The sequence below is a fragment of the Rhodobacter sp. TJ_12 genome (assembly GCF_020023995.1).
Classification (GTDB): domain Bacteria; phylum Pseudomonadota; class Alphaproteobacteria; order Rhodobacterales; family Rhodobacteraceae; genus Rhodobacter.
On the sequence record NZ_NRRD01000002.1, the window covers coordinates 92931 to 109256 of the forward strand.

Genomic DNA, 16326 nt, shown 5'->3' on the forward strand with positions numbered 1-16326 from the left:
CTTCCCTACCAGAACCTTATCATGCATTGAGAAGGGTTAACAAATTCTTTCACAACGTGGGGGCGAGTGGCATTGGAACAAAATTCGGCACAAATTTTAGCGATTCGCGCTTTGGGCTGGATGGCCGGCGAAGATACGGTCTGGCAGGCCTTTTTGGCGATCAGCGGGGCCGATGCGGCACAGGTGCGCGCCGAGGCGCAGCAGCCCGCGATGCAGCGCGCCGCCCTTGCCCATGTGATGCGCGACGATGATTGGGTGCGGGCCTGCGCGCAGGCGCTGGCCGTGCCGCCCGAGGATCTGGTGACCGCCGCGGCGGTTCTGGAAGGGCACGGGGGGGCGCATTGGACATGAGCAGAACCGGGCCAAACCCCCCGATTGCTGCGGTGCTTTTTGACAAAGATGGCACGCTTTTCGATTTCGATGCAACTTGGGGGGCTTGGGCGCAGGGGCTTTTGATGCGGCTGGCCAAGGGGGAGGCTGCGCGCACCGTGCCCTTGGCCGAGGCGCTGGGCTATGATCTTGAGGCGCGCCGCTTCCACCGCCATTCCAAGGTGATTGCTGGCACGGTCGCAGAGGCGGCGGCGCTGATGTTGCCGCATCTGCCGGGGCGTGAGGCGGCGGATCTGGTTGCGGAACTGGAAGCCGAGGCGGCGCTGGCGCCACAGGTGCCCGCAGTCGATCTGGCGCGCTGTTTGGGCGGGCTGCGCGCGGCGGGGTTGCGGCTGGGCGTGTGCACCAATGACAGCGAGGCGTCGGCCCGGCTGCAACTTTCTCGTGAAAAGGCCGAGGGTTTCTTTGAGTTTATCGCGGGCTATGACAGCGGTTTCGGCGCCAAGCCAGAGCCCGGCCCGCTTTTGGCCTTTGCCGCGCATGTGGGCGTGGCGCCGGCGCAAGTCGCGATGGTGGGCGACAGTCTGCATGACCTTACGGCGGCGCGGGCGGCGGGGATGCAGGCGGTCGGGGTGCTGACCGGCCCAGCCCCGCGTGCGGTGCTGCAAGAGGCGGCCGATATCGTTTTGGACACGATCGACGGGCTTGCCCCGTGGATCGCGGCGGGGCAGCGCGGCGCGCGGGGCTAAGCCGCGCGCGTGCTGGTCAAACCTATGCGCGGGCGCTAGCCTGCGCCAAAACAAGGACACAGCCGATGACGCAGCGCCTCACCTTCATCTTGATCGGTCTTCTGGGCGGGCTTGCCTTTTGGGGCCTGTTCGATGCGCCCTTGGCGTTTCAGGGCTCATGGGCCTTTTTGCCCACGGTCGTTGTTGCGGCAAGCTTCTTTTTTGGTGCCTTCGCGATGCTGGCCGATCTGGGCACGCGCCGGGCGCTGGCCTTCGCGGCGGCGATCGCCGTGCCGGTGGGCGGGCTGGCGCTTTTGGAGGGGCTTTCGTTCACAGATGCCGATCAGATGTTTAGCAGCGGTCATGCCTTGGTGGCGCTGACCGTTGTGGCAAGCTTGCCCGTGCCTTTTGCCATGGCTGTGGGGCTGGAGGGGCGCAAAGGTCTGACCGATTACCGCGTCCTTTTCATCGAAAGCTGGAATATCGTCGTGCGCTACCTTGCGGCTTGGGTGTTCGTTGGGGTGGTCTGCGTCGTGCTGTGGCTGATGGGGGCGCTTCTTGACCTTGTTGGCGTGCATCTGCTGAGCGATTTGCTGCGCGCGGATCTTGCGCTTTGGCTGATTGTGGGCGCGACGCTGGGGCTTGGCTTTTCGGTGGTGGCGGAAATGCCCGATATGGTCTCGCCCTATCTGCTGTTGCGCCTGTTGCGGCTGCTGACACCGCTGGTTCTGGTGGTCGTGGTGATTTTTGTCGTGGCGTTGCCGCTGCGCGGCTTGGGGCATCTTTTCGGGGACCTTTCGGCGGCTTCGGCCTTGCTGGCCACGGCCTTGGCGGCGATCGGGCTGGTGTCGGTCGTGGTCGATCAAGACGAGATCGAGGAAACCCATGCGCCCATTTTGGCGTGGTCGGCGCGCGGGCTTGCGCTGGCCTTGCCGGTGCTGGCCGGGCTGGCGATCTGGGCGCTTGCCTTGCGGGTGCGCCAATACGGCTGGACGCCCGACCGGGTGGCGGCCTTCGCGCTGGCCGGGATCGTGGCGGGCTATGGGCTGGGCTATCTGGGGGCGCTGCTATCCGGGCGGCGCTGGATGGAGAAACTGCGCCAAGCCAATGTGGCGATGGCCTTTGTGATGATCGGGCTTGCGGGTCTGTGGCTAACGCCGCTGATCTCGCCCGAGGCGCTGGCGGCGCGCGCGCAATTGGCCCGGTTTGACAAGGATCGCGCGACGGTGGCGCAACTGCCGGTTTGGGAAATGGCGCATGATTGGGGGCGTCCGGGGGCGGCGGCGCTGGCCGAATTGCGTCTTCGGGCGGAAACGGCCCCGCTTTTGGCGCGGCGGTTGGCGCAGTTGGATGCCGCCCCCAATCGCTGGAGCTTTGGGCGCACCCTGCCGCCGCTTGAGCCAGAGGGGCTGGCGCTGCCCGCTGGGCTTGCCATTTGGCCCGACGGCGCAGAACTGCCGCAAGGATTAGAAGCGGCCTTCTTGTCGGCGCTCACCGCGCGAGAGCGTGCCGAATGTGATGTGCCCCCCGAGGCGAGCCCTCCCGAGGCAGGCCGCGCCGAGGCAGGCCCACCCGAGCCGGGCGCGCCGCCCTGCGCCTTGGTTCTGGCAGATTTGACACCGGCGCGCCCGGGGCCCGAGGCGGTGTTTTTGCGCGCGCGCGAATGGGGCGAGCCGCGCATTTTCTTGCGTGGCCCGAACGAATGGGAAACCGGCCTGCGCCCGCTGATTCTGGGCGCTGATCGGGTGCCGCAGGGGGCCGATTTGATCGCCGGTTTGCTGGCGGGCTCGATGGCGCCGGTGCCGGTTGATTTGCAGGCTTTGCAGGCGGGCGATTGGCAGATCACCGTCCTGCCCTAGGCGCATGCAAAAAAACGGCCAAGGTTGCGCCCCGCAAATGAGAAACATTCCAAATCGTTCGGGCTTTTTTAAGGTCCACCGCTCTAATTTGAGCGCGTGGAGGATCTATGCTCGGCGTTGTCAACAAATCAGTCCAGGCTTTTCTCAGCAACCATCACGGCCAGCACGTCTGGCGTGAGGTGGCGGAGCGTATCGGAATCGGCCCCGAAGGGTTCGAAGCGATGCTGCCCTATGAAGAGCGCATGACTGACACGCTTTTGGGCGCGGCAGAGGCCGTGCTGGATGTTTCGCGCGAAGCATTGCTGGAAGATATCGGCGCTTGGCTGGCGATGACCGAGCCGATGCGGCGGCTGTTGCGTTTCGGCGGGGCCGATTATTGGGAATTCTTGCTTTCTCTGGATGACCTGCAGGGCCGTGGCATGATGGCGCTGCCCGATCTGGGCTTGCCCGAACTCACCTTGCAATCCGAGGCGCAGGGCCATTTCACCTTGATCGTGACCGGGGGCATACGCGGCTGGGGCGCGGTGATGGCGGGGTTGATGCGCGCGATGGCCGATGATTACGGCGCGCTGGTCTTGATCGAGCCGGTCACCGACCGCGATTTGCCCGCCGGAGAGGAACGCTTGACCGTCACGTTGCTGGATATGGCCCATGCCGAGGGGCGCCGGTTCGACCTTGCCTTGCCCGAAGCGGGGAGGGTCGCCGTATGACCATGGTGGATCGCGGTATTGGTCCCGGGGCGGCCCCGATGTCCTTGAGCTTGACGCCCGATCTGCTTGGTCGGCTGATGCCGATGTTTCTGTGGCTGGATTGCCGCGGCCGGATTCGCGCGATGGGGCCGACGCTGGCGAAAATCATCGGGGCCGACGCGATTGGCGCCGCATTCGTGCAGCATTTCACCTTGCGCCGCGCGCGCGGTCAGGGGGGATACCCCGAAGCCTTGGGCTGCAGCGGGCGCCGCTTGGGGCTGGGGCTGGCGGACCATCCTGCTTTCAACCTGCGCGGCACGGCGATTGAATTGCCCGGCGCCGAGGGGGACCCGGGCAGCGATATGCTGGTGAACCTGTCTTTCGGGATTCATCTGTCCGAAGCGGTGCGGTTCTTTGGCCTGACCGAGGCGGATTTTGCCGCCACCGATCTTGCGATTGAACTGCTTTTTCTGGCCGAAGCGAAATCGGCCGTTTTGGGGGAATTGCAGGCGCTAACCCGGCGGCTCGAAGAGGCGCGGCGCGAAGCCGAAAGCGAAGCGCTGAGCGATCCGCTGACCGGGCTTGCCAACCGGCGCGCCTTTGATGCGGCGCTTGATCGCGCGCTAAAGGTTTGGTCGCGCGGCGGGCGCAGTTTTGCGCTGCTGCATCTTGATCTTGATTTCTTCAAACAGGTCAATGACACCCGTGGCCATGCGGCGGGGGATGCGGTTTTGGCCGCCGCCGCCCAACGGCTGTCAGAGGAAACGCGGCGCAGCGATCTGGTGGCCCGGGTCGGCGGCGATGAATTCATGATTATCTTGCGCGGTCCGGTCTCGGTCGAGCGGGTCAGAGGGTTGTGCGAAAGGTTGATCGACCGGCTGCAAGCACCGATCCCGTTCGAGGGCGCGGAATGTCATGTCTCGGCCTCCATCGGTGCGGTGATCGCCAATGACGGTTTTGCGGCGGAAACCGGCGGGCTGGATGCCAACCGGCTGCGTGCCGTCGCCGATTCGGCGCTTTATGCCTCCAAACATGCGGGGCGCGGGCGCTGCACCATCGCCAGCCCCTAGCCTCCACCGTTTGAGCGTTGGGGCGCCGCGCGGCCCTTGCGCAACCTCGGCCAATACGCGCGCCTGTTTTGGGGCGCGTCACCCCCATGTTACATGCCAGTGGCGCGCCGCGCCGCGATCGGATAGGGCAAAGGCATGAAACAGGGGTTTCCAGTTGCAATGCCGGGCCAGCGGATCGGCCTTTTGGGCGGGTCTTTCGATCCGGCCCATGAAGGCCATGCCCATATCACCCGCGAGGCCTTGCGCCGTTTCGGGCTGGACCGGGTCTGGTGGCTGGTGAGCCCGGGCAACCCGCTCAAACCGCGCGGCCCCGCGCCGCTGGCAAACCGGATTGAGCGCGCGCGCCGGGTGATGACCGATCCCAAGGTGGTGGTCACCGGGCTCGAAGCGCAACTGGGCACCCGTTACACCGCGCAGACGCTGGCAAAACTGACCGCGCTTTACCCCGGTGTGCGCTTTGTCTGGCTGATGGGGGCCGACAATCTGGCGCAATTCGACCGGTGGGAGGACTGGCGCAGCATCCTCGCGCGGGTGCCGGTGGGCGTATTGGCCCGGCCCGGGCACCGGATGGTGGCGGGGCAGGCGCGCGCGGCGCGGATCTATGCCAGCGCCCGGCTGGATGCCGAACAGGCGCGGCTCTTGCCTTTCGCGCCACGTCCGGCATGGTGTTTCGTGCAGATGCCAATGTCGGACCTGTCTTCCTCGGCGATCCGGGCGGGGGGCGGCTGGCGCGCGCGGCATCAGCAAGGCTGAGACAAGGCTGAGACTGGGCAAGGGAAGGGGCGCCGGGCATGAAGCTGACGCGGCGGAGCATTCTGGGCGGTGCTTTGGGGCTTGGCGCGGGCCTTGCGGTTCCGGGGCTGGTGCGGGGCGAGGCCTTGGCGCTGCGTCCGCTTTCGGGCAAGGAATTGATCGCTGCGGCGCAACTGGGCGGCGATGTCGCCTATGTGGTGGCCGATGCGCGCAGCGGGCTGGTGCTGGAAGCCCATAATGCTAATACGGCGATGGCCCCGGCTTCCACGGCGAAAACGATCACCACGCTTTATGCACTGGAAACGTTGGGGTCCGCGTATCGCTTTACCACCCGGCTGCTGGGCACCGGGCCGGTGGCGGGCGGCGCGCTGCAAGGTGATCTGATCTTGGCCGGGGGCGGTGATCCGACGCTGGATACCGATGGCTTGGCCGATCTGGCGGCGGCATTGGTGCGCGCTGGGGTGCAAGGCATCACCGGAAAATTCTACACATGGGGCGGCGCACTGCCCTATGCCGCCGAAATCTCGGACGATCAGCCGGTGCATGTGGGCTATAACCCCGCCATTTCCGGGCTGATCCTGAATTACAACCGGGTGCATTTCGAGTGGCGGCGCGGCTCGGGCGGCTACAGTCTGGCCTTTGATGCGCGCGCCGCCACACATCGCCCCAAGGCCTATACGATTGACGCGTCCTTGGCACCGCGCAAATCGCCCGCTTTTCGCTACAGCCAGTCTGGGGGCAAGGAACATTGGTCGGTCGCGACCGGGGCGCTGAACAGCCGGGGCAGCTTGTGGCTTCCGGTGCGCCAACCCGATGCCTATGCGGGCGATGTGTTTCAGACCTTGGCGCGTGCGCAGGGCTGCCCGCTGCCCAGCCCAGAGCCGTTGCGCCGCTTGCCCAATGGCGCGCAGGTGCTGGCTGCGCATCAATCGGCGGAACTGCCGCGTATCTTGCGCGATATGATGCGCTATTCGACCAATATCACCGCCGAGGCGGTGGGGATGACTGCCACGGTCGCGCGGGGGGCAAATGCGGCGCGCGGGGCCTCGGGCGCGGCGATGAGCCAATGGCTGTCACAGCGCTTGGGCGGCGGGCGATCGCGCTTTGTCGATCATTCGGGGCTGGGCGCGAGTGACCGCATCTCGACGCTGGAGATGGTGCGCGCGGTCACGCTTTTGGGGCCGCGCGTGGGCTTGCGCGGGCTGATGAAACCCTTCGCCCTGCGCGATGATAATGGCCGCAAACGACAAAGTCAGGCTTTTGCCGTGGATGCCAAGACCGGCACGCTCAATTTCGTGTCCACGCTGGCGGGCTATATGACCGCGCCCGATGGCACCGAACTGACCTTTGCCATTTTCACCGGCGATCTGGCCCGGCGCCAGCGCGCGGGCAGCGATGGATCGGCGGCTTGGGTGCGCCGCTCCAAAGTGCTGCAAAGCCGCTTGTTGGAGCGCTGGGCCGCGCTTTACGGCTGAGCATGTGCGGGCGGGGCAATCACGCGGGGCTGACTTGGGCCGAACTGGTCGGCTGGATGCGCGGGCTGACCCCCGCCCAGGTTGAGATCGGGCAATATTACAACGTGCCCCCCACCGCGCAGGTGCCGATCATCGGGCGCGGGCGCGCGCCTTTGGGCGGCGCGTTTGCGCGCTGGGGGCTGGTGCCGCGTTGGCATCAAGGCCCGCTGGCCGATTGGAAGGCTGCCACCTTCAACGCCCGGATCGAAACCATGGCCCGCGCGCCCAGCTTTCGGGAGGCGGTGACAAACGGGCGCTGCGTTGTGCCCTTTGCGGGCTATTACGAATGGTCGGGGGCGGAGGGCTTGGCAAAGACCGGGGCCGCGACCGGGGGCAGGGGCCCAAAGCAGCCCTATTATATCCATCCAGCGGGCAATGCGCCCGCCTTATTGATGGCGGGGCTTTACACCACGGTGCGGCTGCCCGATTTCACCGGCCCGACCTGTGCGGTCATCACCGAACCGGCGCGCGCCCCCTTTGACGCGATCCATCACCGCATGCCAGTGCTTTTGGACCCTGAGGCCGCCACGGATTGGCTGGATGGCCGCGCGCCCGAGGATTTGCCACGCCTGCCGATGCAAAAGCTGGCCTGGCACAAGGTCGGCCCGGCGGTGGGCGCGGTCACGAACGAGGGGCCCGAGTTGATCGCGCCCCTCTAGCTTCAGATGTGTTTTTCGATCAGCGCGCGCAGATCGATCCGGGCGCGCATCTTGGTCGCCAACAGGTAGACCCCGCCGAATTTGCGCTGCAAAAACAGCGTATCCATCGGCGGAATGCGCATATGTTCGCGTTGTTCCGACATTGCCATGCCCGCATCGCGCATCCGCAGCGCCAGATCATTGGCGCCAAAGTCGAACTTACCTTCATAGCGCAGCGGTTCGAGCGACATCAGGAACATCGATAGCATCTGATCTTCCATCTCGGCGGGCATGTCTTCCGACAAGAAGCCGATCTCGCGCGCGGCGGCGCGGATGCCATCATGGTCATCGGCCAGACCCGCGCGCAACAGCGTGCGGTAGCGTTCCGCAAAGTCTTCGCCGAAGGCGCGCGTCGCCCCGAAATCAAGCAAGATGATCCGGCCCGTTTCCGGGGTGTAGCGGAAATTGGCAAAGTTCGGATCGGTTTGCATCAGCCGGAACACGAACAATTCGTCAAAGATCAACTCGATGATGAGCTGCATGACCCGGTCGCGTTCCTCTTGCGGGGCGTCTTCCAGCACCTCGATCGGCTTGCCGTCGATGAAGCTCATCGCCAGCACTTCGCGGGTGGTGAAATCGGCATGCAGTTCGGGCACCTGAAACTCGGGCCGATCCGCCAAAAGCTTGCCGAAAAGGTCAAGATATTCGCCCTCGCGCTCGTAATCGGCTTCTTCGTGAAGCTGACGTTTCGCCTCAAGCATCATCGGTGTGATATCAAGCCCTTTGGGCACCAGCCCGGCAAACCGCATCAGCCCGGCCACATTGTCCACATCGCTGTCGATCGAGCGGCGCACGCCGGGATATTGCACCTTGATCGCCAGATCGCGCCCGTCGCGGGTTTGCGCGCGGTGCACCTGCCCGATTGACGCGGCGGCCAGCGGGCGCACCTCGAATTTCTTGAAGCGTTTGAGCCAATCGGGCCCCCAAGCGCTGGTCAGCACCTTTTTCAATTGCGGGCCGGGCATGTGATGCGCCTCGGCGCGCAGCCGCGCCATGATGTCGGCCAATTCGGGCGGCAGCATGTCGCCCGCATCCATCGACATCAACTGGCCGACCTTCATCGCCGCGCCGCGCATCTGCGCCAGCTTATCGGCGACCTTGCGCGCATTGGCTGGCGTCATCAGCAATTCGCCCATATTCGGGCGTTGCCCGCGCGCCAGATGCTTGGCGCCTTCGGTGGCGACGCTGCCGGCCAAAGTGGCCCCAAGACCGCTTAGCTTGGCAAAACGCGACAAGCGCGAAGAGGGCACGGCAAGAGCCTTGGTTTCGAACTTGCGCTCGGTCATCGGGGTTCCTTCGGAGATTGCTGCTTGGCTCAGATAGGTTTGGGGTTCACTCACTGCAAGAGCACCCGCCATGGCCGTGACCATGCCCATGGTCGTGGTGATGGTCGTCGTCATGGTCGTGACCGCAGCCACATCCCCCCGCGCCATGATCGTGCCCATGCGCATGGCCGTGCCCGTGATGATGGCCGGGCGCCTGCGCATGCAGATCGGGCATCGGCGGATTGGCGCGCGCCTGTGCCAGCCCATCGATCAGCGCAGCCACCGCGGTGACGGGATCGGTTTCCTCGGTCGTCACCGCAAGCACCCCATGCGACGCAAGCCGCCGTTGGAACCCCGCACCGGCCGAGCCCGCAATCACCGCCTTAACGGTGAACAGCGGATGCGGCCCCTCGCCATGGAATTCATGCATCGACATATCCTTGGGCAGGTCGAAGCGCTCCACCTCTTTGATATCCTGCCCCGGCGCGGCCTCATAAACAAGAAAGCGGCGGGTTTTTCCGGCGTGGCCGGTGATGGTGCGGAAGTTTTGCGAAGCAACGGCAATACGCATGGGGAAGGTCCTTGGAAAGCGGCTCAGCGCGCCGCAGAGGTTTCAAGCAAGATCGCCTGTTTGGCGGTTTCGGTCAGGTGGCATTCCTGCGCATGCAGCATCCGGCGCGGGGAAGACCGGTAGAACATCGATTCAAAGTTGCAGCGCATCTGTTCCCATTTGTTCCAAGACGCCATCATCAGATCCAGATCATCGGTCATCTTGGCCGCGCCTTCGGCAATTTGCCGGGCATAGGGTTTGTCGCGTTCCTCTGCGCGAATGCGCATCGCCTCTTCGGCATCGGCGAGCTTGGCGCGCCACCAGCTGATTTCCTTGTTCATGCACATCGCCAGATCGGTGACTTGCGGGTTGCGCTTGCGTTTGCGGCAATCGGTCGAGGTCAGCCCGATGCAGGCCAGCTTTTCGGCCTCGGTGGTGGCCTCGGCATAGCAGGTCGCGGTCAGATCGCGGCGTTCGGCCAGGGCCGGGGTGGCGGTGGCGGCAGGCACCACAATCAGGAGCGCAAGGAGCAGGTTTTTCGCGTGCATCATCGGTTCCTCAAGACAGGGTTGTAAAAAGGATCGGTCCGGGCACCGCCTGCGGTGCGGGCCCGGGACCGAGTTGGGGGAGTCTGATTTCGGACGACTCATTCGGGGGAAGCCAGCCGGTCAGACGCTGCGACCATGCCCCGTGGGGGCGCCAAGCGTCTGTGATCTTATCACGTAACAGATGCGACGTTTCGGACCGATCCGTTCACGTTCCCGTGCCCGTCAGACAAGCCCCTAGACGGCAGAGAAAGGCTTACTTCGCGCCGCGTCCGCGCGGCAGCATCGGCACCGTCGTCGCGCTGGCAATGGTGCTCGGCAGCGGGTCCGATTTCGACCGTTCGGCCCGGCGTGCTGCCCGGGCGCGGGCGCGATTCCGCTCGGTCACGGCGGTGGGCAGCATCCAAGTCCACAGCTTTTGATCGGGCAGCGGCAGCACCATGAACCAATGCTCCAAAAGCGCCAGCAGTGTCAGCACCGCCATCAGCACATGGCCAATGAAAGCGCCATCACTTTCCGCCGTGATCGCACGTTCCATGAAGCAGCCCGACGCAAAGGTCAGCACCGTGACCGATGCGGGAAACAGAAAGTTCATCCGCGCGATCTTGAAATGGCTGGCCAGATGGGCCAGCGGCGAGGGCAGGAACTGCACATTGATCCGCGGCACGCCCAAAAACAGGTTCAGCTTGGCCGAAATCCGCGCCACATACAGGATGGCAAAGGTCATCAAACCGATGCGATTGGCGCTGTCGGCCACGATCAGGGTGCAAGCGATCATCGCCGCCAGCAAGGCCAGCTCGTGCCACAAGATCGTGCCGGTGGCGCGCAAGAACCGCTCATACATCGTGGCGGTGGGCGGGCAATGCGTGCGGTTGGGGCCCGCGACCACGCCCGACAGGAAGGCCAGTTCAAACCAGCCCCAGATCGACAGCGCCGAAAGAAAGGCGATATGCGCGCCTTGCACCGTGGTATCGCCCGCAGAGCGGTGCAGATAAACAAAGCCAAGCGCCAAAAGCGGCAGCCCCAGCACGACGGATACCTGATGCGCGCCGCGCCCGGCCAGATCGGCCCGGCGCACGCGCCACAGAATCGCGCCGGTGGAAAACCACCAGATGAACACCGTCGAAAGCGTCACAAGCCACGGATTAGTCATGCGCGGCACCCCCGTGAAGGGGGCGCCGCGCGGGACCGGGGGACGCGCCCATCACCCCGATCCAAACCGCCTCGGGGGCGGTACCCTTTTGCCCGCGCGCGGCCAAGGCGGCGGCGCGGCAGGCGGAAAGCCGAGAGGAACCTGCATTGGCCATCTCGGCCCCCTTCATTTCATGTCAAGCAAGCGCTCGAACGCGGCCTTGCTGTCTACGCCAAAGGCATAAAGCTCCGCCGACCAATCGGTTGTCGGGTCTTCAAGGGTGAGGCGGCCATTGTCATAGCGCACGATATTCACCGGCGGATTGCCGGCGATCCGATGCACTTCGCGGGTCCGCGCCAAGGCGGCGCCCACCACGTTGACAAAGCCGCCATCGGGCAGGTCAACCAACACCGACCCATCGGCATTGCGCACGATCACATGCTGGGCGTCGACATTTTCCAAGATCACCGCGCGTTCGGCTAAGACGGTGCCCGTTTCGGGCACGCCCACATGGGGCCGGTCCGTCAGCACCGAATAGGCCACGATCGCCAGCGACAGAAGCGCGACACCGATCATCGCGCGCACCATGGCAAGCGGGATCAGTTCCTTCTCCGGCGCTTTCTTGGGCGCACGCGGGGCGGCAGCGGGATGTTGCGGCATGCTCGGTCCCCCTTATTGCGCGGGCACAAGACCAGAGGCACCGGCCTCGGGCTTGGCGGAAAATTCCGGCTCGTTCAGTTTCGCCTGCGCGGCCTCGGCCAGAATGCGGGCGACCTTTTCGGCCTCGGGAATGCAGCGGAAGGCGGGCTGGGGCTTGCGAATATGCCACGGCCGGGCCGAGGGCCACAGCACGGTATAGGACAGACGCATATCTTCGGGCACTTGCAGTGCCAGCGTGCCGATGCCCTTTTTCGAGCGTTTGTTCAGCCCCAGCGCGGCCACTTCGATGACCTTGTAGGGCACAGTAAACGTCACCTGCAACGCAGCGCCGACGCGCAAGATCGCGCGTGCGGAGGTGAGCGTGTAAATCGTCGCGCGGCTTTGCACATAGGCCAGCAAAAGCAGCAGCAAATAGGTTCCGAGCGCGAAGATGAGGTAAAGCACCAGCGTGGGCAGCGCCATCGCCAGCCCGCTTTCCGACCAGATCACATAGCCCCGCCAAAAGGCGAGCAACACCATATAGCCGGTGAGCCAGCGAATCTTGAACGCCTCCCGGGCCAGCGCCCACATATCTGGGCTGCCCTGCCACAGGATTTCCTCGCCCTCGGGCAGAGGGGCAGGGATCCCCGGCTGGGGTTCAAAGTCGAAATCATGGTCTGACATCTCAGACCCTCCGTCTCAGTAGTCTGGCGGAACGGCGCGGGCGCGCGCCGTTCCCGTAGTCACGCCTTTTAGATCGCGAAGGGTTTGCGGCCCGTCGCATACATGTAGCCACCGGCCACATAGGCGCAGATCTTCTCTTCTTCGAGCTTGGTCACCTGATCGAACGATTTCACGTCCGGGATGTCGTCGAAGAGGTCCGAAGTGATCGCATTGACGCGGACACGGTCCGACCAGATGCGCAGCAGCGTCATCGGGATCAGCTTTTTCTTGCCCGAGTTCAGTTCGATCTCCAGGTAACGACCCAGTTGTTCCGGCACGTCCACCCACATGTCGACCACCTTGCCGACCACCTCGGTATCGCCCGCTTGCACCGGCATGCCGCGCGGGTCGCGACCGGCCGAAACGACCATGGCCTCGACATTGCGCATCGGCTTGATTTTCGGCTCGCCATGCGCGTCCATTTCCGGCTCGTCACGACGCGGAACCCACGAAGCCGGGCCAACGCCGTCTTTCATCGGGTCGCCGGTCGGGCGGAACGGATAGCCTTCGTTGGCCGAGGTGCGTTCCAGCGCCAGATCGGTGCGACGGTGGAATTCTTCGTTCTCCACCGACGGCACGGTCACGCTGGTGCCATCCGCGAGCAGGAAGGTTTTCGGCGACGGAACCGGGAACGGCCCTTGGTTCACAGACACACCGCCGTCGTCATTTTCAAGCGGGTAGCCTTCGCGCATGTTTTCGGTCTGGAGGTAGTAGATCAGATAGGCGAGGAACGCCCAGAACGACCAGATCGCGAGACTGGCGAGATCGAAATCTCCGAAGAAATTGTGACCGACCATGATGGTCCTCCTTTGTCAGGTTGGAAATTCGGAAAGGCCGATCCGTGCCTTGCCGGTCTCCGGTTTCTTGGGGAACAGGCTGCCGGGGCGGGCCAACGGCCCGAGCACGGCAAGAGTAGTGAAGAGAAGTCCGATTTCGGTGACATAGACCACCGAATAGCCGAGCGCGGGGTCCGACAGGGCCCCGAGGCTGCCCGTTTCGACGGCGTGCGCCACGAGGTCGCGCAGCGCCCCGCCAAAAAACACCGCAAGCCCCGCCGCCGTGGCCTGCGCTGCGCCCCAGGCGCCGAGCGCGATGCCCGAAGCACCCCGCACGATCACCATCATCGCCACGGTCAACGTGGCAATGCCAAATGTGCCGCTGCCAAGGCCGATGCCAAGGGCGGCGACGAAGAACAGGATTTTGCTGTCAAACAACGCCGAAAGCAGCACCGCGGTAAAGGCCACGATGCCGATCAAAATGCCACGCGCGGCCAGCCGGTGCGCCGTAGCGCCCTGCGCGAGCCGCCGCGCGGCCCAGATAAAGCCGACGAGCGCACCGAAGCTCCAGCTTGCGGTGAGCAAAGTCGTCATGCTCACGGGCAGTTTCAACACCTGTCCACCATAGGGTTCGAGCAGCACATCTTGCATATTGAACCCAAGTGTCCCGATCATCACCACGGCAAGAAGCCGCATCGCCCCCGGTTCGGCGGCCAAAAGGCCCCATGCTTCGCGGAAAGTTTGGCGCGGCGCCTCCCTTTCGGCCTTTGTCATAGGGCGTATGACCTCTTGTTTCCAAAGTGCGACCACGTTCAGCACCAGCGTCATTGCGCCGCAGGCCTGCACCACACGAATAAGCGTGATCTGGTCGAAATCGCGCAAAAAGAACCCCACGACGAGCGCAGAGATTCCCATGCCGACAAGGAACATGACGTAAAGCAGCGCCACGACGCGGGGCCGGGTTTCCTCGGTCGCGCGGTCGGCGGCCAAGGCAAGCCCCGCCGTTTGGGTCATATGCATGCCCAGACCGGCCATCAAGAAGGCGATCCCGGCAAACACTTCACCGGCCCAATCGGGGCCCATGATCTGATCGCCCGACAAAAGAATCAGCGCAAATGGCATCAGCGCCAAGCCGCCCATCTGCCACAGCGAGCCAAACCACAGGTAGGGGATCCGTTTCCAGCCGATGGCGGAGCGGTAGGTGTCCGATCGGTGCCCCAGCACCGCCCGGAAAGGGGCCACCAGAACCGGGATCGAGATCATCGCCGCAACGACAAGCGCCGGAACGCTCATCTCGACGATCATCACCCGGTTCAGCGTGCCCAAAAGCAGAACCTGCGCCATCCCGACCGAAATCTGAAACAGCGACAGCCGCATGAGTTGGCGCAGCGGCAATTCCTTAGATGCGGCCTCGGCAAAGGGCATCCAAGTATGCGCCAGCGACGCCAACATGCGGCGAGACAGGATCATGGCCGATACTCCAGACATTCGGAGATGTAAAAGCCCACCGCCACGCGATCGATGCGCAGCAGCCAGCCCCCCACATGTTTTTGCAGCTTTTCAAGTGCATGCGGGATCATCACCGGCGAACGGTTGGACCGCGGGAACAGCTTGCCCACCCCCCAGAACGCCATCAGGAACGGCGTTTTCGGGGCCACGGTAAAAACGATCGCGCTATGGGTGCGCGCGCCCAGATTGGTCAGGATCTTGCCGATGTCATCGGCGCGGTAATAGATCAGGCTGTCCATCGCGATGACATAATCGAACTGGCCAAGCGCCGGATCGGTCATGTCGCCCGCCATGAAGGTGACCTTTTCGCGTAGCGCCGGATCAAGCCGATCTTGCGCGACCGAAATGAGCTGCGGCGAGATATCCACCGCCAGAACCTCGGCCCCGCGTTTGGCAAGCTCTGCCGTCATCAGCCCGGTGCCGCAGCCCGCATCCAGCACACGGCACCCCGTCAGGTCTTCAGGCAGACGCGACAGCATGATCGCGCGCATCTGGTCGCGGCCCTCGCGAACCGTTTGGCGGACCTTAGAGATTTTCGCATCCGATTGGGTCAGCCGTTCCCAGGCGCGGGTCGCGGTGCGGTCGAAATAGTGTTCGACGCGGTCGCGAATGGCTACATAGTCATTGGCCATATCAATCAAACCCCAGCAGTTCGAAGATGTGCCGATCCGAAAGCGGCTCGGGCGTCAGGCCCGGCTCATCGACCGAGCGCAAAAGCGTTTCCGCAAGGCGGATATATTCGGCGCGGGCCTGCACCACGTCTTCGGCGTCATCCATCTCGAAAAGCGTGCGCTTTTTCAGACGCGAGCGGCGGATGCTGTCGAGATCGGGCATATGCGCGATGCGTTTGAAGTTCGCCGCCTCGCAGTAGCGGTCCACCTCGTTCGTTTCGCGCGAGCGGTTGGCCACACAGCCCGCAAGCCGCACCTTGTAGTTGACCGATTTCGCCTGCACGGCGGCGATGATGCGGTTCATCGCATAGATGCTGTCAAAGTCGTTGGCGGTCACGATCAGCGCGCGGTCGGCGTGTTGCAAAGGCGCGGCAAAGCCGCCGCACACCACATCGCCCAACACGTCGAACACGACCACGTCAGTGTCTTCCAGCATGTGGTGTTGGCGCAGCAATTTCACTGTCTGGCCAACAACATAGCCGCCACAGCCGGTGCCTGCGGGCGGGCCGCCCGCCTCGACGCACATCACGCCGTTGAAGCCCTCGGTCACGAAGTCTTCGGGGCGCAATTCCTCGGGGTGGAAGTTCACCGATTTGAGGATGTCGATCACCGTTTCTTGCAACCGGCCGGTCAGGGTGAAGGTGCTGTCATGCTTCGGGTCGCAGCCGATTTGCAGCACCCGCTTGCCCAAAAGCGAGAAGGCGGCGGAAAGGTTCGAAGAGGTCGTCGATTTGCCGATCCCCCCCTTGCCATAGACCGAAAAGACCTTCGCGCCGCCAACATCGAGGTTTTCGTTTTCATGCACCTGCACGGAGCCTTCGCCATCAAGGCCTTGCAGGTCGGGAATGTCGTCGCGCGGGCTCATGCGGCCCTCC

The 16326-nt window shown here is 64.2% G+C and carries 18 protein-coding genes; 8 read left to right on the top strand and 10 right to left on the bottom strand.

Annotated elements, in window-relative coordinates; translation table 11 throughout:
* Window positions 1-66: 66 nt before the first annotated feature.
* The 8 genes from CKO11_RS02635 to CKO11_RS02670 all read left to right on the top strand — a co-directional run bounded on the left by CKO11_RS02635 (window position 67) and on the right by CKO11_RS02670 (window position 7602).
* Window positions 67-351 carry a DUF3572 domain-containing protein gene (locus tag CKO11_RS02635; protein WP_223632563.1) on the top strand — a complete coding sequence of 95 codons (285 nt, stop codon included), beginning with the start codon at window positions 67-69 and terminating at the stop codon, window positions 349-351.
* Entirely contained in the window at window positions 348-1079 is a 732-nt protein-coding gene (locus CKO11_RS02640) for an HAD family hydrolase (RefSeq protein WP_223632566.1), read from the top strand. Before CKO11_RS02635 ends, CKO11_RS02640 begins: the two co-directional genes overlap by 4 nt.
* Window positions 1080-1144: 65 nt before the next feature.
* Complete coding sequence (locus CKO11_RS02645; RefSeq protein WP_223632568.1) at window positions 1145-2917, top strand: DUF4153 domain-containing protein; 1773 nt, start codon at window positions 1145-1147, stop codon at window positions 2915-2917.
* 107 nt (window positions 2918-3024) lie between these two features.
* Window positions 3025-3627: a heme NO-binding domain-containing protein gene (locus CKO11_RS02650; protein WP_223632569.1), complete on the top strand. Its 603-nt coding sequence runs from the start codon at window positions 3025-3027 to the stop codon at window positions 3625-3627.
* Window positions 3628-3665: 38 nt separating this feature from the next.
* Complete coding sequence (locus tag CKO11_RS02655; protein WP_223632571.1) at window positions 3666-4676, top strand: GGDEF domain-containing protein; 1011 nt, start codon at window positions 3666-3668, stop codon at window positions 4674-4676.
* A gap of 135 nt (window positions 4677-4811) precedes the next feature.
* A complete protein-coding gene (locus CKO11_RS02660; RefSeq protein ID WP_223632573.1) occupies window positions 4812-5429 on the top strand; it encodes a nicotinate-nucleotide adenylyltransferase in 618 nt (205 codons plus the stop codon).
* Between the two features lie 38 nt (window positions 5430-5467).
* Window positions 5468-6904, top strand: coding sequence for a D-alanyl-D-alanine carboxypeptidase/D-alanyl-D-alanine-endopeptidase (gene dacB, locus CKO11_RS02665; RefSeq protein WP_223632575.1), 1437 nt, complete (start codon window positions 5468-5470; stop codon window positions 6902-6904).
* A 2-nt stretch (window positions 6905-6906) separates the two neighbouring features.
* Window positions 6907-7602 carry an SOS response-associated peptidase gene (locus tag CKO11_RS02670; protein WP_223632577.1) on the top strand — a complete coding sequence of 232 codons (696 nt, stop codon included), beginning with the start codon at window positions 6907-6909 and terminating at the stop codon, window positions 7600-7602.
* Between the two features lie 2 nt (window positions 7603-7604).
* Here CKO11_RS02670 and CKO11_RS02675 read toward each other — a convergent pair whose 3' ends face one another.
* From CKO11_RS02675 to bchL, 10 genes are all read right to left on the bottom strand, one after another.
* Entirely contained in the window at window positions 7605-8927 is a 1323-nt protein-coding gene (locus CKO11_RS02675; RefSeq protein WP_223633055.1) for an ABC1 kinase family protein, read from the bottom strand.
* Between the two features lie 46 nt (window positions 8928-8973).
* Window positions 8974-9477, bottom strand: a complete 504-nt coding sequence (locus CKO11_RS02680; RefSeq protein WP_223632579.1) for a NifB/NifX family molybdenum-iron cluster-binding protein — start codon at window positions 9475-9477, stop codon at window positions 8974-8976.
* A gap of 23 nt (window positions 9478-9500) precedes the next feature.
* The gene (locus tag CKO11_RS02685; protein ID WP_223632582.1) at window positions 9501-10007 is read right to left on the bottom strand and encodes a hypothetical protein; all 507 of its coding nucleotides are present in this window, start codon (window positions 10005-10007) and stop codon (window positions 9501-9503) included.
* A gap of 250 nt (window positions 10008-10257) precedes the next feature.
* Window positions 10258-11154 (bottom strand): putative photosynthetic complex assembly protein PuhE, encoded by an 897-nt coding sequence (puhE, locus tag CKO11_RS02690; RefSeq protein WP_223632586.1) that lies wholly within the window; start codon window positions 11152-11154, stop codon window positions 10258-10260.
* Between the two features lie 165 nt (window positions 11155-11319).
* Window positions 11320-11793 carry a photosynthetic complex assembly protein PuhC gene (puhC, locus tag CKO11_RS02695; protein WP_223632589.1) on the bottom strand — a complete coding sequence of 158 codons (474 nt, stop codon included), beginning with the start codon at window positions 11791-11793 and terminating at the stop codon, window positions 11320-11322.
* Between the two features lie 12 nt (window positions 11794-11805).
* A complete protein-coding gene (gene puhB, locus CKO11_RS02700; RefSeq protein WP_223632592.1) occupies window positions 11806-12456 on the bottom strand; it encodes a photosynthetic complex putative assembly protein PuhB in 651 nt (216 codons plus the stop codon).
* A gap of 68 nt (window positions 12457-12524) precedes the next feature.
* A complete protein-coding gene (gene puhA / locus CKO11_RS02705) occupies window positions 12525-13292 on the bottom strand; it encodes a photosynthetic reaction center subunit H (RefSeq protein WP_223632595.1) in 768 nt (255 codons plus the stop codon).
* Window positions 13293-13307: 15 nt separating this feature from the next.
* Window positions 13308-14741 (bottom strand): PucC family protein, encoded by a 1434-nt coding sequence (locus tag CKO11_RS02710; protein WP_223632598.1) that lies wholly within the window; start codon window positions 14739-14741, stop codon window positions 13308-13310.
* Window positions 14738-15412: a magnesium protoporphyrin IX methyltransferase gene (gene bchM / locus CKO11_RS02715; protein WP_223632601.1), complete on the bottom strand. Its 675-nt coding sequence runs from the start codon at window positions 15410-15412 to the stop codon at window positions 14738-14740. The genes CKO11_RS02710 and bchM overlap by 4 nt, the downstream gene beginning before the upstream one ends.
* 1 nt (window position 15413) lies before the next feature.
* Complete coding sequence (gene bchL, locus CKO11_RS02720) at window positions 15414-16316, bottom strand: ferredoxin:protochlorophyllide reductase (ATP-dependent) iron-sulfur ATP-binding protein (protein ID WP_223632603.1); 903 nt, start codon at window positions 16314-16316, stop codon at window positions 15414-15416.
* Window positions 16317-16326: the final 10 nt, after the last annotated feature.

Excerpts from the sequence above, each read along its gene's own strand:
- puhC (WP_223632589.1), bottom strand. The coding sequence starts at position 11,793 with ATGCCGCAACATCCCGCTGCCGCCCCGCGTGCGCCCAAGAAAGCGCCG.
- CKO11_RS02710 (WP_223632598.1), bottom strand. The coding sequence starts at position 14,741 with ATGATCCTGTCTCGCCGCATGTTGGCGTCGCTGGCGCATACTTGGATG.
- CKO11_RS02640 (WP_223632566.1), top strand. The coding sequence starts at position 348 with ATGAGCAGAACCGGGCCAAACCCCCCGATTGCTGCGGTGCTTTTTGAC.
- CKO11_RS02645 (WP_223632568.1), top strand. The coding sequence starts at position 1,145 with ATGACGCAGCGCCTCACCTTCATCTTGATCGGTCTTCTGGGCGGGCTT.
- CKO11_RS02680 (WP_223632579.1), bottom strand. The coding sequence starts at position 9,477 with ATGCGTATTGCCGTTGCTTCGCAAAACTTCCGCACCATCACCGGCCAC.
- puhB (WP_223632592.1), bottom strand. The coding sequence starts at position 12,456 with ATGTCAGACCATGATTTCGACTTTGAACCCCAGCCGGGGATCCCTGCC.
- CKO11_RS02655 (WP_223632571.1), top strand. The coding sequence starts at position 3,666 with ATGTCCTTGAGCTTGACGCCCGATCTGCTTGGTCGGCTGATGCCGATG.
- CKO11_RS02685 (WP_223632582.1), bottom strand. The coding sequence starts at position 10,007 with ATGATGCACGCGAAAAACCTGCTCCTTGCGCTCCTGATTGTGGTGCCT.
- CKO11_RS02675 (WP_223633055.1), bottom strand. The coding sequence starts at position 8,927 with ATGACCGAGCGCAAGTTCGAAACCAAGGCTCTTGCCGTGCCCTCTTCG.
- CKO11_RS02670 (WP_223632577.1), top strand. The coding sequence starts at position 6,907 with ATGTGCGGGCGGGGCAATCACGCGGGGCTGACTTGGGCCGAACTGGTC.
- dacB (WP_223632575.1), top strand. The coding sequence starts at position 5,468 with ATGAAGCTGACGCGGCGGAGCATTCTGGGCGGTGCTTTGGGGCTTGGC.
- CKO11_RS02650 (WP_223632569.1), top strand. The coding sequence starts at position 3,025 with ATGCTCGGCGTTGTCAACAAATCAGTCCAGGCTTTTCTCAGCAACCAT.
- puhE (WP_223632586.1), bottom strand. The coding sequence starts at position 11,154 with ATGACTAATCCGTGGCTTGTGACGCTTTCGACGGTGTTCATCTGGTGG.
- bchM (WP_223632601.1), bottom strand. The coding sequence starts at position 15,412 with ATGGCCAATGACTATGTAGCCATTCGCGACCGCGTCGAACACTATTTC.
- CKO11_RS02660 (WP_223632573.1), top strand. The coding sequence starts at position 4,812 with ATGAAACAGGGGTTTCCAGTTGCAATGCCGGGCCAGCGGATCGGCCTT.
- bchL (WP_223632603.1), bottom strand. The coding sequence starts at position 16,316 with ATGAGCCCGCGCGACGACATTCCCGACCTGCAAGGCCTTGATGGCGAA.
- puhA (WP_223632595.1), bottom strand. The coding sequence starts at position 13,292 with ATGGTCGGTCACAATTTCTTCGGAGATTTCGATCTCGCCAGTCTCGCG.